This window comes from Posidoniimonas polymericola, from assembly GCF_007859935.1.
In the GTDB taxonomy this organism is placed as follows: Bacteria; Planctomycetota; Planctomycetia; order Pirellulales; family Lacipirellulaceae; genus Posidoniimonas; species Posidoniimonas polymericola.
Genome location: NZ_SJPO01000002.1, coordinates 716,752 through 732,227 on the forward strand (window position 1 = coordinate 716,752; position 15,476 = coordinate 732,227).

The 15,476-nt window shown below is 68.0% G+C and carries 13 protein-coding genes; 5 read left to right on the forward strand and 8 right to left on the reverse strand.

The window, feature by feature from the left end; genetic code table 11:
- Window positions 1-210: 210 nt before the first annotated feature.
- Complete coding sequence (locus Pla123a_RS06650) at window positions 211-1,806, reverse strand: DUF1598 domain-containing protein (RefSeq protein ID WP_197527745.1); 1,596 nt, start codon at window positions 1,804-1,806, stop codon at window positions 211-213.
- 218 nt (window positions 1,807-2,024) lie between these two features.
- On the opposite strand from Pla123a_RS06650, the gene Pla123a_RS06655 reads away from it, so the two are divergent.
- Window positions 2,025-3,989, forward strand: coding sequence for a SpoIIE family protein phosphatase (locus tag Pla123a_RS06655; protein WP_146585098.1), 1,965 nt, complete (start codon window positions 2,025-2,027; stop codon window positions 3,987-3,989).
- Between the two features lie 96 nt (window positions 3,990-4,085).
- Here the strand turns inward: Pla123a_RS06655 and Pla123a_RS06660 are convergent, their stop codons facing one another.
- The 5 genes from Pla123a_RS06660 to Pla123a_RS06680 all read right to left on the reverse strand — a co-directional run bounded on the left by Pla123a_RS06660 (window position 4,086) and on the right by Pla123a_RS06680 (window position 8,530).
- Window positions 4,086-4,643, reverse strand: a complete 558-nt coding sequence (locus Pla123a_RS06660) for a CHRD domain-containing protein (RefSeq protein WP_146585100.1) — start codon at window positions 4,641-4,643, stop codon at window positions 4,086-4,088.
- Window positions 4,644-4,709: 66 nt separating this feature from the next.
- On the reverse strand, window positions 4,710-5,573 hold the full coding sequence (locus Pla123a_RS06665) for a dockerin type I repeat-containing protein (protein WP_146585102.1): 864 nt from the start codon (window positions 5,571-5,573) through the stop codon (window positions 4,710-4,712).
- Window positions 5,570-6,985 carry a PQQ-dependent sugar dehydrogenase gene (locus Pla123a_RS06670; RefSeq protein WP_197527746.1) on the reverse strand — a complete coding sequence of 472 codons (1,416 nt, stop codon included), beginning with the start codon at window positions 6,983-6,985 and terminating at the stop codon, window positions 5,570-5,572. Before Pla123a_RS06670 ends, Pla123a_RS06665 begins: the two co-directional genes overlap by 4 nt.
- A gap of 178 nt (window positions 6,986-7,163) precedes the next feature.
- On the reverse strand, window positions 7,164-7,901 hold the full coding sequence (locus Pla123a_RS06675) for a hypothetical protein (protein WP_146585106.1): 738 nt from the start codon (window positions 7,899-7,901) through the stop codon (window positions 7,164-7,166).
- The gene (locus Pla123a_RS06680) at window positions 7,898-8,530 is read right to left on the reverse strand and encodes an RNA polymerase sigma factor (protein ID WP_197527747.1); all 633 of its coding nucleotides are present in this window, start codon (window positions 8,528-8,530) and stop codon (window positions 7,898-7,900) included. The genes Pla123a_RS06675 and Pla123a_RS06680 overlap by 4 nt, the downstream gene beginning before the upstream one ends.
- A gap of 82 nt (window positions 8,531-8,612) precedes the next feature.
- Here Pla123a_RS06680 and Pla123a_RS06685 point away from each other — a divergent pair, with 82 nt between their 5' ends.
- Window positions 8,613-9,650, forward strand: a complete 1,038-nt coding sequence (locus Pla123a_RS06685) for a DUF1559 family PulG-like putative transporter (RefSeq protein WP_146585109.1) — start codon at window positions 8,613-8,615, stop codon at window positions 9,648-9,650.
- 224 nt (window positions 9,651-9,874) lie between these two features.
- Here the strand turns inward: Pla123a_RS06685 and Pla123a_RS06690 are convergent, their stop codons facing one another.
- Window positions 9,875-10,411 (reverse strand): keratin-like protein, encoded by a 537-nt coding sequence (locus Pla123a_RS06690; protein WP_146585111.1) that lies wholly within the window; start codon window positions 10,409-10,411, stop codon window positions 9,875-9,877.
- 399 nt (window positions 10,412-10,810) lie between these two features.
- Window positions 10,811-11,842, reverse strand: a complete 1,032-nt coding sequence (locus Pla123a_RS06695; RefSeq protein WP_146585113.1) for an SMP-30/gluconolactonase/LRE family protein — start codon at window positions 11,840-11,842, stop codon at window positions 10,811-10,813.
- Between the two features lie 237 nt (window positions 11,843-12,079).
- On the opposite strand from Pla123a_RS06695, the gene Pla123a_RS06700 reads away from it, so the two are divergent.
- From Pla123a_RS06700 to Pla123a_RS06710, 3 genes are all read left to right on the forward strand, one after another.
- A complete protein-coding gene (locus Pla123a_RS06700; RefSeq protein ID WP_197527748.1) occupies window positions 12,080-12,964 on the forward strand; it encodes a PfkB family carbohydrate kinase in 885 nt (294 codons plus the stop codon).
- A 178-nt stretch (window positions 12,965-13,142) separates the two neighbouring features.
- On the forward strand, window positions 13,143-13,772 hold the full coding sequence (locus Pla123a_RS06705; protein ID WP_146585117.1) for an RNA polymerase sigma factor: 630 nt from the start codon (window positions 13,143-13,145) through the stop codon (window positions 13,770-13,772).
- A gap of 10 nt (window positions 13,773-13,782) precedes the next feature.
- Window positions 13,783-15,261 carry a serine/threonine-protein kinase gene (locus tag Pla123a_RS06710; RefSeq protein ID WP_146585119.1) on the forward strand — a complete coding sequence of 493 codons (1,479 nt, stop codon included), beginning with the start codon at window positions 13,783-13,785 and terminating at the stop codon, window positions 15,259-15,261.
- Window positions 15,262-15,476 lie beyond the last annotated feature (215 nt).

Below are 15,476 nucleotides of genomic sequence, written 5' to 3' on the forward strand. Positions count from 1 at the left end.
CGCCGCTTGGAAGCGATTGGCGCCGATGTGCAAGAACGCCGCGTCGTGCCTGTCCCCGTTTTCGACGGACCACTACGCTGGTCCGCTTGAAATGGGGACTGGCACTCAACCGCAGTCAGGTTAGCGCCGGAGGCAATCATTGTCAGGCGGTTGAGAGCCAGTCCCCAATTCAAGCTCGCCGACCGCAGGGCTGGTCTAGGCTTGACCTGGCTACTCGGCGTCCCACCACCAGTTGCTGGCGCCCTCGGGCGCCGAGGTCGGGGCGTACTGCATCGGCCCGTCGGGCTTGGACGCCTGCATCCGCTTGGCGAGCACCTCGGTCGGCTGGGCCCACACGCCGCCGCTCACGCCGGCCACCACGTGGCGGCGGTTGACCACCCGCAGGTTGGCGACCGTGTCCACCGCGGTCGGCGCCGCGTACCGCGGCAGCCGCAGCGCGTCGGCCGTGACCATCAGGCCCGGCTGCCAACCGCTCGCCGGGAGCAGGTCGTGCGATTGAATCAGCGCGGTGACCAGCGCCAGGTCGAACACGTTGCGCAATTCGGCATAGACCGGGTACTGATCGCACAACGCGGCGAAGTTGGCGGTGAAGCTGGTCGCGAAGCCGGCCGACAGTTCGTCCGACTGGCCGGTGGGGCGGCGCGCCCCGCGGGCGGCGATCGCTTCATTCTCGCTCATCACCTTGACGCCCTGCCCGACCAGGTGGAACGCGTCGCGCTCATCCGACTGCTCGACCGCGGCGTAGTTCATGCCGAACCACCACCGCACGGCGCCGACCGCTGGGGCGGGCTCGCCGGGCTTGACGCGGATCGAGTCGAGGTAGCTTTGCATCCCGGCCACGCCGTCGGCCAGACCCATGCCGATCAGCTTCATGTGGTAGTCGGCCTCGCCGAGCACACAGGCGATGCGGGTGTCGCCCGGCATGCCGAGGTACGAGAGGTCCTGCAGGCCGACCTGGTCGCGGACCTGCTCGAGCCAGCGGTCGCGGCCGCGGCGGCCGGACGGGATGGGGTGCTCGGTGATGTACGCCTGCGCGGCGGCCAACGACTCGGGCCGCGGGTCGATCGAGCAGCCGAACGGGCTCCGCGGGTCACGCCGCATCATGGTGAGCAGGTCGTCGAGCCGCACTACCGGCAGGCCGGTGTCGGTCGCGACCAGCCGCTGCTCGTCGCTCACCCGCCAATCGCCGGCCGGGCCGGCCAGGACCAAGTCGCCGGACTCTGGAAAGACGAGCACGTACTCCACCCGCTGAAGCCCGGCGAGGGTGAGCATCGCCTCGTCGAGCGGCTGGCCGGCCGCCAGCAACCGCTCCATTTCTTTTTCGAGCCGCGGCAGCGAAATGCAGCGTAGGCCCGACGGCCGCCGCGCGTCGGACCCGCTCATCGCGGACTTACCCAACGCCGCCTCGACGCGCGACGCGACGCTGGTCCGGAGCTTGGCGAGGTCGGCCGCTAGGGCCGCCCTGCCCTGTTCGGTGGACCGGTTGGCGGACGCCTCCCGCAGCACGCCTTGGGCGTCGGCCCAGACACCGCCGACGAACGGGCGGATCTCGGCCTCGCCACCGCCGTTCTCGGCCCAGGTCTCGGAGGCGACAGTCGACGCGATCAGGTCGATCAGGCTGTCGAAGTCGGCGTTGGCTCCGCCCCCCGAGCCGTTGCTGAGACCCTGCCCCTGCCCCGGGCCGAGCATTACGTTGTTGCCACCCGGCCCGACCGCGGCGTTGTTGAACGGCAGCGCGTTCTGGGCGGCCGCAAGCGGCGCCATCGCCAGCAGCATCAGCGAATACATGACACGGCGTCCGAGCATGGGTCGACTCCCTAGGGCGTGGTTCAACGAGAGGCCTGCGAGGGGCATTCGCCGGCGGCGGCGTGAAATATTCCCGCAGCCGCATTATTCCTGCTGGCGGCGAGGAGCGAAAGCTTCGGGCAGCCGGCAAATCGGGGGGTGGTCGGTTGCGGGCCCTCTTGCGTGGGCTTATGGTCGGCTGACCCTACATTTCTCCGACCGAAAGCCTCGACGCCGCGATGCTCAACCGACTCCCGATCAAGATCCTGGCCCCGCTGCTGTTTGCGGCGCCGGTGCTGGCGCTGGGCCTTTACCTCTCGCACAACTGGAACCAGCAGTCGCAGGACGCGATCAACGAGCTGGCCGACCGGTACATCGAGCAGATCCACGACGCCACGGCCGAGAAGATCACCGACGTCCTCTCGATGCCGCTGCGGGTGTGCCAGGTCAACGAGCACCTGATCGCCAACGCCACGCTGCCGCCCGGCGACCTCGCGTCCTGGCGGCAGACGTTCGTTGAGGAGGCCCGCGCCTTCGACATGCTGAGCTCCATCGCCTGGGGCGACGCCGACGGCCGGGCCGCGTGGGTCACCCGCTACGCAGACGGGCGCCACTACTGGGCGATCAAGGAGGACGGCTCGGCGCCGACGATGCTCGAGTGGCGGCTGGACGACGCCGGCGGGCCGGTCGAGGACGCGCAGAACAAGTTCGACTTCCAGGTCGAGACCCGCCCCTGGTTCAAGACGCCCCGCGACGCGGGCCGCGACTCGTGGAGCGAGCCGTACGTGTGGGTCGGCGGCGGCGAGGCCGACGAGCCGACCCTCGGCATCTCGTTCGGCATCCCCATCATGAGTGACGGGCGGTTTGTCGGCGTGGTCGACGCCGACTTCTCCCTCAACGACCTCTCGCGGTACCTCGGCAGTCTGAAGGTCGGTAAGTCGGGCGTGGCGCTGTTGGTGTCGCGGGACGCGCGGCTGCTGGCGACCTCGGACGGCTCGCCGGTGGTTTCGGCCGAGGCAGAGCAGATCAAGCTAGGGGAATCAAAGTCGCCGTTGATCAACGCCGCCGCACTGCTGGCGTCCGATCAGGTAGAGGCAGACGGCGCCCGCACACGAGTCGAGATCGAAGGAGAGGACCACTACCTGCGGGCGTCGCGGGTGGGTGAGGCGGTCGGGCTCGACTGGCTGCTGCTGACGGTGATCCCCCAGCGCGACTTCCTCGGCGATATCGAAGACGAGTTCGCCAGCAGCTGGATCACGAGTCTAATCGCGGTCGCGCTGGCGGTGGCGCTCGGCCTGGCGGCGGCGCGGTGGCTGGTGGCGCCGCTCACGCGGCTGATGACCTCGGTGCGGCGGATCGGCCAGGGCGACCTCGAGACCCGCATCGCTATCCGCCACGCGCCGGAGTACGAGCTGCTCGCCAGCGAGATCAACAAGATGGCCGAGGGGCTGCAAGACCGCATCCGCATGCAGAAGTCGCTTTCGCTGGCGATGGAGGTGCAGCGCAACCTGCTGCCGGCCGACGCGCCCGCGCTCCGCGGGCTCGACATCGCCGGGCACAGCACCTACTGCGACGAGACCGGCGGCGACTACTTCGACTTCCTCGACCTCAGCGGCGCCGACGACGACACGGCCGTCATCGTCATCGGCGACGTCATGGGCCACGGCGTGGCGGCGGCCCTGCTGATGGCGACCGCCCGCGGCATCCTCCGCAGCCGCTGCGAGGCGCCCGGCTCGCTGGCCGACTTCCTCGGGCACCTCAACGAGATGCTGGTGGTCGACACGCAGGGCGAGCGGTTCATGACGATGCTGCTGGTCACCCTCTCCGGCGACCGCGACGAGCTCCGCTGGGCGTCGGCCGGCCACGGCCCGCCGCTGGTCTACGACCCTTCGACCGATACCTTCGCCGAGCTCGACGGCGGCGGCCTGCCGCTGGGTTTGATGGAGGGTGAGGAGTACGAGGAGCACGTGCTGGCTGGCGTCCGACCGGGCAGCGTTGTGCTGACCACCACCGACGGCCTGGAAGAGACCATCAACCAGAGCGAGGAGCTGTACGGGACCGACCGGCTCCGCGAGCTGGTCCGCAAGCACGCCGGCGCGTCGGCCGAGGAGATCAGCCAGGCAATCCGCGACTCGCTGGCCAACTACCGCGGCGACCTCTCGCAGGACGACGACCTGACCTTCGTCGTGGCGAAGGTCTGCTAGGGCGCCGCGGCCGCACACGCCAAACGCCGCCGCGCCCTAGTGTGGACGCAGCGGCGCGGAAGGCGGTCTCTCACCGCTTGGAACACGCTATGCGGATCAATCGCGTCGCCCCCGACGCACGCCCAGCAGGCTCAGCGCCAGCAGTCCGACGCCCGCGGCGGTCGGCTCGGGGACGCTTGTCAGGTAGGCGCGGATCTCGCCGCTGCCGATTGCTGTGGTGTGGATGTTGAGATAGGCGTTGCCGCCGTCGAATCCGCTCATGAGCGCGGCGAACGCGGACGAGGTTGTGCCGCCGTTGGCCGTGATGAACGCCGCGTTGTAGCTCCCCGCGTCGGTCATATCGAAGATCATGTCGTAGCTGCCCGCGGTCACCCCGCTGGGGAACCCGGGGAAGGTCGGCGTCGGGCTGGCGACGCCCGCGTTGCCCGCGAACGGCTCGAGCGTGCAGCAGTGGATGTGGGCCGCGGTGACGTTGCCCGTCAGGCCGCTGAAGTCGGCCTCGACACGCATCGTCCACGCGTGCGGGTCGACGGTCACCAGACCCGTGCCCGTGCCCGACGAGCTAGGCCCGGAGAACGACATTTCGTACAGGCTGGTGTGGGCCAGCGCCGGGGCGGCGGTCAGCAGTAGCGTCAGCGTCAAAAACTTTTTCATCAGTCGGCTCCAGGTCCTTGTGAGGGAGGCAGGCAGGGTTGAGACGGTTTGTTTCAAGCTGAGGGATCATCGCCGCCGGCAGATTGCCGGGCAGCTGCAGGCCAGCAGTGCGAGGGCGGCGGGCTCGGGCGCGCCGTGCGTCGCGACAGCGGCGCCGGACGCGTCGCGCCAGAGGGTGTAGTCGGCGGCGTCGACAGAGCCGTCGCCGTTGCCGTCGGCGGGTGAGGGGGTGGTCGTCCCGTAGGCGGCGGTCCAGGCCGCGTAGTCGAGCGCGTCGACGGCGCCGTCCGCGTTGTAGTCGCCGGCGATCGGAGCCGACGCGAGCCGCAGGTTATCGATGCCGAGCGTGGCGGTGACCGCCTGACCGCCGGCCGACGCGCCGCCCGGGTCGTGGCGGAGCATCACGCGGAACACATTGGGCATCAACGCTTCGTAGGTTGTGACGCCCTGGACCAGCGACAGCGCCTCCTGTGCGAGCGAGAACTCGTAGCTCCGCCAGACGCCGTCGGCGGGCACGTCGGCCGGGGTCGCTGAGGTCCAGCGGAAGCTGGTCGAGCCCGGGCCAAACAGCACCAGCCGCATCGCCAGCGGCTGCGAGCCGGGCTCGCTACGCAGGTCGACCGTCACCCGCGCGGCGTCGAGCGCGGAGAAGTCGCCCGTCCAGGCCGCCGTGCTGTTGTGGGTGGCAAGGTTTGCGGCGGTGGTCTGGAGCTGCAGGAACGGGTCGCCCGCGCCAGCGGGGCCGTCGGTTGACTGCCGCGTGGTGATCTGCCCGCCGAAGCTTCCTCCGGTCCACCCAGAAGTCCCCGCGGGCGCGAAGTCGTCGGAGTGCAACGATGCAGCGCCCGCCACACCGCATGCGATGGGCAGCAGCGTGACGAGCGCGGCGATCGCGCTTCGGCGGGTAGCGGCGTCTGGGCGGTCGATCACGGCCAAATCTTCCGGGGCATGAGGAACAGAATCAGCGTCGCGAGCAGCGGCGTAGCGGAGGGCGAGGGGACCGCGACCAACCGGTAGATGGCGCCGGTCGGCAGGCCGCTGACCGGGTCCAGCCCGCTGGGGGCCAGGGTCGTCTTGGTGGCGACGTACGCTTCGCCGTTCTCGTCGAGGCCGAAGGCGAGCACGTACTCGCCGATTGGGTTGCCACCAACAACGTCGAGCACGTCGAGGTCGAACTGGCCCGGGCTGGTCTCTTCCAGGCCGAGCAGCGTGCCGTTGGCGGGGGCGAAGCCCGTGCTGAAGTCGCCGAACAGGTACTTGCCAACCAGCTCGGGGAATTCCGAGCCGCGGTAGACCACGCCGCCGGTCACCGAGATGCCGATCTCTTGCAGGCCGTTGTTGCGGCCGGCGCGGGTGTACTCGGCGACCGGGTCGATCAGCGGGGCGGCCGGGTTCGGCGAGACCGTGTTGTCGAAGTCAAAGGTCCCCTCCTTGATCCGCCAGCCGTAGTTGCCGCCCGACTCGATGAGGTTGATCTCTTCAACGTTGCCCTGGCCGACGTCGGCGACAAACAGGCGGTCGCCGTCGAAGGTCGCCCGCCACGGGTTGCGGAGGCCGTAGGCGTAGATTTCCTCGCGGACGCCGGCCTCGCCGACAAACGGGTTGTCAGCGGGGATGCCGTATTGACCGCCCGGCCCGTTCGTGCCGGCGACGTCGATCCGCAGCACCTTGCCGAGCAGCTTCGAGCGGTCCTGGGCGTTGCCAAAGTTACCGGTGACGGCGTCGTTCAGCGTGCCGGGCCCGCCGCCGGTGTGGCCGGCCTCGTTGTCGCCGCCGCCGCCGCCGTCGCCGGTAGTAATGTAGAGCATGCCGTCCGGGCCGAAGCCGAGGTAGCCGGCGTTGTGGTTGAACTGCGGCTCGTCGAACGTCATCAGCACGCGTTCAGAAGTGAGGCTGGCCGTGCTCGCGCCGATCGAGTCGACTGAGTACTCCGCCACGACGCTCTGGTGATTGATCGGGTTGACTGGGTCGTCGGGGTCGCCACCCGGGCGGGGCGCCGAGTAGTAGACGTAGAACTTGTCACCGCCCGCGGCGCTTGCTCGGCCGAAGTTGGGGTGGAACGCCAGACCCAAGAGGCCCCGCTCGTCGAACCCGGGCCGCTCGGTAACCAGCTTTGAATCGAGGTCCAACAGCGGCGTCGGGAGCAGGGTCCCCGCGTCGATCACGTGGATCTTGCCGCGTTGGTCGTTGACGAACAGGCGGTTCGAGCCGTCGCCCGCGTTGGTGATCGCTACCGGAGAGATGATCTCGCCCTGGCTGACGGGGTCCAGCCGGACCCGAGGGAACGCGGCAGACGCGGTCGCCGTTATGAAGAGGACACAGCCGATGAGGATGGCGCGCACGCTGATTCTCCTGTTCCAGAGCCTAGTTGGCTGGGGCCGGTCGGACGAGAATTGCCGGCACAGAGTACAGGTGTCGCGAGCCGGGCGATCGATTGCACCGGCGCAAAGAAAAGGCGCCAAGAAAAGGCGCTAAGAAATATAGCGAAGCGGAATCGCGGGGGGGGCGCCGGCGGCGTTGCTATCGCGTGGCCGGCGCGAGCAGCGACGCCGCCCGCGGTTCGTCGAGCGGCGTCACCTCGTAGAGCACCACGCCGGGGAGCTCCGAGCGGAACACCCGCAGCCCAGAACCCGCGGGCAGGTCTGCCAGCTCGGGCCGGTCGGCGTCCTGCCGGTCGACGAACACCATCACCGGTTGCCCGTCGACCTCGCACAGCATGGCGGTGGTGTCGCGGCTGAAGCCGCCGGGGTACGACAGGCCCAGCATGCGGCTGCCGGGCGGCATCTCCTTGAGCACGAGCGGGGCGTCCTGCCGCTTTTCGAACACGGCGGCGAAGCGGTCATCGTCCTCGCACTCGTAGTAGGGCTCGAAGCCGTTGTCGACCGCGTCGCGGTAGAGGGCAGCGAGCTCGGTTGGCTCGAAGTAGGGCGCCACGGCGGGGCCGCCGGCTGATGGCAGTAACACCGCCGCCAGCACGGCCGCCGCGGCCCCCAACCCGGCGCCGAGCACTGCCCGCCGCCAGAGTTGTGACTTAGCTGGCCCAGCAGTGAGCGTGGTTATCGCCTCGACCTGAGCGGCGGGCGCCTCGGCAGCGGGGAACAGCCGGTGGAGGGAGTCGTCGATCGCGAGCAGCGCGTCGAGCTCCCCGCCCCGGCCCGCCTCGCGCAGCCGCGCAAACGCAGCGTCACGCTCCGGCCCCGGGGGCAGGGCGTCGAGCAGCGGCTCGAGTGGTTCGTCGTTGGCGGGGTGGCTGGTCATGTCCGTGAGGGGACGGTCTGTTCAGGCTGCGGCGTCGCAAGCGATAGCAGCTCGCGTAGCCGGCGCTTGCCGCGGTGCACGTGGCTCATCGCGGTCCCCTCGGCCAGGCCGGTCAGCTCGCTGATCTCGCTGTAAGACAATTGGTGCACCACCCGCAGCAGCAGGCAGCACCGGGCGTCTTCGCTCAATTCGCCCAGGGCCGCTAGCACGTGGTCGTCGAACGCGGACTGCAGTGGGCTGAGGTCACCGCTACGGGGGTGGACCGGCGAGTGCGTGTCGCCGGACAGGTCGGCCACGGTGGTCAGGTCGGTCGGGTCGGACGCGTAGGTGCGTCGCGTGCGGCGCCGGCGGCGGACGTTGAGCGCGCAATGGCGGACGACGCCCGCGAGCCACCGCACGACTGCGGGCTCGGAGTCGAACTGCTTCTGCTTGGCGATAGTGATTTCCACGGCATCTTGCACGACGTCCTCGGCGCCGTCGACGCGGCCGAGCACGCCGGCGGCAATCGCGACCAGCCGCGGGTAGGCCCGCCGGTAGCACGAGCCAACGTCCTCCGCCCGTTCCCTCCCTGGCGCGTCGCGCGGCGGCGCGGCGTTCGGGAGAGCAGGCGTGGATTTTCTTTCAGGCATCATCCGGACCTACTATACTGTGTCGCGAGGCCCGCCGGGTATTGGACCGTTCTGGTCAAAACGGGCGGGTGGGAGCAGGACCATGCCAAGAGCCCACCAGTCGGCCCACCAATCGGCCAGTCGCCCGTGCCGCCGCGTCACGACCGATGGCTGTCGTTCAGCGGGGCTTAGCGCCGCCGGGTTTAGTCTGGTCGAGCTGTTGGTGGTGATCGCCATCATCGGGGTGCTGGTAGCACTCCTGCTGCCCGCGGTGCAGGCGGCCCGCGAGTCGGCCCGACGGATGGGCTGCGCCGACCGGCTCAAGCAGATCACGTTGGCGATCGCCAATCACGAGTCCGCGCGGCGTTCCTTTCCGCCCGGGCGGATTGGCTGCGACGACACGACCGGCCCGCCGCCGATCCCCGCGTGCCGCCCCGGCCTGCCGACCGAGGAGCTAACCGCCGCGAGCGGCTTCGTGGCGATCCTGCCTGAACTCGAGGAGCTCGACCTGTACGCGCAGCTGTCGGTTGAGATCGGCGGCCTGTGGAACCGCAACGTCGACGACCTTGGCTGGTACGACGATCTGGCCAAGTGCAAGGCGATCAAGCAGCGTCCCGCGGTGTTCGTCTGCCCCACCGACACCGCCGCCGCGCTGAGCGACGTCTACGACCCGGTGATCGCCGCGACCGGGAGCTACGCGATGGTGCACGGCTCGCTCGGCGCCAGCCGGTCGCCCTCTTCGGCCGGGTACTACAAAGCAGGCCAGGCGCTCGACGCAGTCAAGTACCACAACACCGGCCCGTTTGTTTACGTCACCCGCCGCAAGCCGTCGCAGGTGACCGATGGCCTGTCGGGCACGGTGGCGGTCGGCGAGGTCGTGCTGGCGGACGTTTACGAGTCGTCTAACACCTGGACCTATGCGCTGGCGTACGCGGACTGCCTCCGCACGACCGACAACCCGCTCAACACCCAGCCGGGCGCGGGGCGGATGGTCGACCGCCAAAACGGCGCCTTCGGCAGCCAGCACCCGGGCGGCGGCCAGTTCGCCTTCCTGGATGGCCACGTCGCGTGGACCTCCGACGACGTTGACCTCGAGATCTACCGCGCCAGGTCGACCATCGTCGGCGACGAGTCGTACTAGAGAACCTCGGTACGCGAGACCGCTGCGGCCGCCGTGGCGCCCTCTTACCGGAGATCGTAATGTTGTCGCGGGTGATGCCGAGCTGGGAGTTGATGGAGGAGCCTGCGGCCCGCAGCGGCGCCGGCCCACCGAAACGACAACAGCCGCCGTGCCCAGGGGGCACGGCGGCTGTGTTATCGTGATCGCGCCCCAGAGGAGGGGAGCGAAGCTCTCAATCAGTCGCCTCAGTTGCAGCCGCAGCTCGGAGCGGCGCACCCACACGAGGGCTCGCAGCCGCAGGTCGGCTCGCAGCAGCCACAGCTGGGACGCTTGAACAGGCCCTTCAGGCCGTCCAGGATGCAGCAGCGGCGCGGGGCGCAGCACGGGTCACAGCACATGTCGGCTTCGCAGCCGCAGCTCGGCTCGCAACCGCAGGAAGGCTCGCAGCCACAGCTGGGCTCAGCGGCGCAGCAGGTGGGCTCAGCGGCACAGCAGCTCGGCTCGCAGCACGAGTCGGCACAGCACGAACGACGCTTGAACATGCCCTTCAGGCCGTCCAGGATGCAGCAGCGGCGCGGGGCGCAGCAAGGGTCGCAGCAGTCCATTTCGCAGCCACACGAGGGCTCGCAGCCGCAGCTCGGCTCGGCGCAACCACAGGAGGGCTCACAACAACCGCCACAGCCGCCGCCCAGCAGGCCGAAGAACGCATTGGCGTCCGACGCGCTGCCCAGGACGACGACGACACCCAGCACGAGCGCCGACGCAGAAATACGAAGGTTCATCTTAACTCTCCTCAGGAAACTTGGTGGAGGGGGAAACATCTCACTCGCGATCGGAGCCGCGCCCATCGGATACCGCCCTTCTGTCTTTGTCAGTGAAGGCGCTAGGGGAACCGATCCGGGCGCAGCAATCCGGTGCGCTCCGACCTGAGCGGCGTCCTTGCGGCACGCCTCCCAAATCCATCACTTGGTATCGTCGCCCTAGATAGACGCGATGAGCGATTCGGACCTAATTGCCGGTCCGCTACCACTTGCCACATCGCATTAAGAGGAGTGTGCCGGTTGTGACGACCAGCGCCGGCCAACGGCGGACGCAGCAGCGGAAGAATCGCGTCAGGCCGCGGTTCCAACGCACGGCGTTGGCCGTCGCCGACCGCGGCGTGCGGGAGCAAGAGGCTCCGACTAGAACCCAAGTCCGGCGGTTTTCACCCGCACGCGGCACAGGTGCATGTCGGACGTCATGAAGAGCGTCCGCCCGTCGGGGCCGCCGAACGTGCAGTTGGCGATCCGCTCGCCGGTGCGGATCGTCGCCAGGTGTTTGCCCCCGGGCGAGATGATCAGCACGCCCCCCGGCCCGGTGGCGAACAGGTTGCCGTCCCGGTCGATGGCCATGCCGTCGGGGCTGCCGGGCCGGCGGCCCAGGTGCTTGACGTTCAGCAGCACGCGGCCGTCGTCGATCGAGCCGTCGGCCTGCACGGCGTACGCCATGTAGATCGGCCGCTCGCCGTTGGACTGCGCAACGTACAGGGTCTGCTCATCGGGCGACAAGGCGATGCCGTTCGGCGCGACCAGCTCCTTGGTCAGCAGCGACAGCTCGCCTTCGGGCGACACACGGTACACGCCCTGGAAGTCGAGCTCGCGGGTCTTGTCGTTGAACGCCTTGAGTCGGCCGTACGGCGGGTCGGTGAAGTAGATTGCGCCGGAGGAGTGGATCACCAGGTCGTTTGGGCTGTTGAGCCGTTTGCCGTCGAGCTTGTCGGCGATGACCTCGAACACCGGCCGGGGCGCCGACAGCGGCGCCGCCATCCGCGCGACCTGGGCGTCGCCGTGCTGGCACATGACCAGGCGGCCCTGGGCGTCGATCATCAGCCCGTTCGAGCCAGGCTCGCCGCCGCGCGGCGTCTCGCCGGTGTAGCCCGACGGCTTGAGGTACAGCGAGAGCCCCTCGCCCTCTTTCCACTTGAAGATCGAATTGCGGGGGATGTCGCTGAACAGCACGCAGCCCTGATCACGCAGCCAGACCGGGCCCTCGCTCCATTCGAAGTCGGTCGCCAGCACCTCGATGGTCGCAGACGGGTCGATCAGTTGCTCCGCGGCCTGGTCGACGACCTCGATTTCGCCAATCGATTCGGGCGGGTCGACCGCTCGCTGCGCATTCACATTGGCGGCAACCCCAAACAGCACGGCAGCGAAAAGCAGAGTGGGCAGACGCATATCTGGGCGACTCGCAATGGAGGAGGTGACAGAATCGCAGTTTGTGGAGCTCAGCCAATTCTAACCAACCTCGACGTGGCTGGTCAAAACGCGGGCAGGTTGGTCGATTGCGGCTGCCTAGACGGCGCCTCGACGCGTCGCATGGCTACGCCTAGGATGCGTGAGGCCCGACGCGGACTCGTGCACCGTGCGTGTCAAAATCCATTCGCAACGAGACCCAACTCCCCTGAAGGAACCATGCCCGACCAACCGCTTATCGTTGGCGAAGTCCTGATCGATCAGTTCCCCGACGGTCGGGGGATCCTTGGTGGGGCTCCGTTCAATGTCGCGTGGAACCTGTGCGGGTTTGGCATGTCGCCCATGATGGTGACCTCGGTCGGCTCCGACGAGAGCGGCCGGAATATCCTCGAGCGGATGCGGGAGTGGGGGATGAGCACCGCCGGCGTGCAGACCTCTGCCACGCTCCCTACCGGCTTGGTCGAGGTGACCGTCAACGACGGCGAGCCCTCGTACAACCTGCTTGCCAACCGCGCGTACGACGACATCCACTACCCCGAGCAGGTCTTGGCCGAGGGCGGGTTTGGCATGCTGTACGTCGGCAGCCTGGCGTACCGTGCGGAGCCATCGCGTACGACGATCCGCAGGCTGATGGCCGAGAGCGGGCTCCCCAAGTTCGTCGACATCAACATCCGCCGCCCGTGGTTTACCCTCGACATGGCAGGCGAGTTGCTGCAAGACGCAACCTGGACCAAGCTCAACAACAACGAGCTGGCCGAGCTGTCGGGGGTTGGATGCGAGACGCCGCAACAAGCTCCGGCGGCGGTAGAAGAGCTTCGCAAACGCTTTAACGGGAAGAACTTCTTCGTCACCTGCGGCGGCGAGGGCGCCTGTGCTGTCGACGAAGCGGGCGGAACGGCGTTCGCAAAATCGCCCCCTCCCGAACCGATGGTCGACACCGTCGGCGCGGGCGACGCGTTTGCCGCTGCCTGCATTGCCGGCGTCACGCAGGGGCGACCGCTCGCTCAGACCATCGAGTCCGCAGTCGCATTCGCCTCGAAGACCTGCACCCTGCAGGGCGCGACGACGAGCGACCGTAGTCACTACGCGGCCCTAGTCGTTTAGCAATCGCTGGTCGGATTGCGACCACCATGCTGCCGATTCGCGGGTTCACGCGGCTCCGATCCGATGTGGGGAGCCGAACCGGCTCGCAATCGGCGTGGCTGTCTGATTAAGATGCTGACATCCGAAGACGCCCCGCCCGGGGACGTTTGTGACGTGTGACTACTTCGCCTGAGCAGCAATGAACTCATCCGGGGCCCCCAATCCTTCTGGGAAGCAGTCCTCGCGAACGTGGGACGAGCTCCTGATCGCCGCCCGCAACGGCGACGACGACGCGCTGGGGGCGATCTGCCAGCGGCTCTACGGCTACCTGCTGGTCGTCGCCCGCCGCGGCATCGGGTCCGACCTGGCCGCCAAGGTAGGCGCATCCGACGTGGTGCAGCAGTCGATGATGGAGGCCCACCAAGACTTTGCACGGTTCGACGGGGCCAACGAAGAAGAGTTTCGGGCGTGGATTGGTCTGTTGCTGCAGCGGAACCTGCAGGACGTTGGGCGACGCTACCGCGGGGCCGCCCGGCGGGACATCGGCCGCGAGATCGGCATTGATTCTAGGCAGACCCTGCCGATCGCCTCCTCAGAGCCGAACGCCAGCCGGATCGCCCGGCGGAGAGAAACCGACGAAGAACTTGCCCGCGCCGTTGAGGGATTGCCGCCCCGGCAGCGACAAATAGTCGAGCTGCGTCACCGCGACAACATCCCGTACGACCAGATTGCTGCGCAGCTCGCCACCACCGAAGAGGCCGCCCGCAAGCTCTACAGCCGAGCGGTTATCAAGCTCAGGCAAAAACTGATTCCTACCGACGGTTCTTAGGGCCAGCAGCGTGTCGCGCGACCTCCGGCAACCCGACGACTCAAGCGACCTGGGCAGGGTCGCCTCGCCGGGGCTTTCTGACATCATCCGCAGACTCGACCAGCTCTGGGACGAGCACCCGCTTACCCCTTCCAGCCTCTACGACCTCGAGGGGCAGGAGATCGGCGGCTGCCGCTTGCTCGGTGTGGTCGGGCAGGGCGCCTTTGGCATTGTTTACCACGCCCGCGATGAGCAAGGCGGCCGCGACGTGGCCATCAAGGTGCCGCGTCCCGAGGTGGTGCTGCACGCCCAGCGGATGCAGCGGTTCCGCAACGAGGCGATCGCCGCCGCGACGCTCGACCACCCGGCGATCGTGCCGGTCTACGCGACCGAGTTCGAGGGCCCCGCGCCCCACATTATGTCCGAGTACATCGACGGCCCCGACTTGGGCGAGTGGCTCGCGCGTGCGGCTCGGCCAGTGGACTTTGAGCCGGCGGTGCGATTCATCCTCAAGCTGGTCGACGCGGTGCAGCACGCCCACGGCCGGGGCGTGACCCACCGCGACCTGAAGCCCGGGAACGTGCTGCTCCAGCCCACGGCGAGCCGCCCGCTATCTCTCGACGATTACTCGCCCCGCCTGACCGACTTTGGCCTGGCGGGTTTCGACGCGGTCGAGACCCGTTGCACCAGCTCGAGCATGATGATCGGCACGCCGCTCTACATGCCGCCCGAGCAGGCGGCGGGTGGGGTCGCCGACTGGCCCGCCGCGGACATCTACTCGTTGGGAGTGCTGCTGTTCGAGTTGATTACTAAACAGACGCCCTACCAAGGGCTCACCTACCCGCAGTTGCTGCAGCAGATGCAGGTCGAACGAGCGCCCGATTTTGCGGCGGCGCGGTCTGACGTGCCGCGGGGCCTGCAGGCAATCGTGACGAAGTGCCTGCGGCATGACGCCAGCGACCGGTACGAATCGGCGGGCGAGCTGGCCGCCGACCTGGCTCGATTTCTCAATGGAGAGCGACCGCACGCCCCGCCGGTGAGGGTGACCGACCCGCTGGTCCGCTGGATGCGCAGGCCAGAGCGGTTGCGGCAGGCGGCGTTGTGGACCACGTGCTACCAGGCCGGAACCATTTTTTGGATGTGCCTTGTGATCGCCATCGCGGCGATTTGCGAGGTCTTCCCCGCTGGAACGGCCGCAAAGAGTGTTGTAGCGCTGGGCGTCGTCTGCGGGCTCGTTCATTGCCCGAAGGCGCTGCTCGGCTGGGCCATGCTAAGTGGGGTGCGCTGGGCGTACCCGGTCTCGCTGCTGAGTAGCGCGGTCCTGCTTGGAGTTTTCATCTACTCAACTTTGGCCGAATCAATTGCGTTTGAGTGGAACTACCCGACGCGGTTCTCCAAAGTAAGCAATTTCTCCATCTTGATCCTGGGGAGCACGATTGAGTGCGGGCTTCATCTACTAGCGTGGCCTGCTTGGACGCGGCGGATTAGAGCGGGCAAGTCATTGTCCTGAATGACTTTACGGTGTTTTCGATGGGGGCCCGCGAATGTTTCTGGAAAATACGCGTCACAAATGGCTGATTCGTACGCTTCTGTAAGTAGGGCACGTTCCGTTGGCCTCCGGCAATAAGCCGAGGCACAAGAATGCTTAAGGGAACAACCGAAGCTAACGGTGCGGCCTTTTTTCTACCCACCAAAAAGCCCCTCCGACTTGATCGGGGGGGCTTT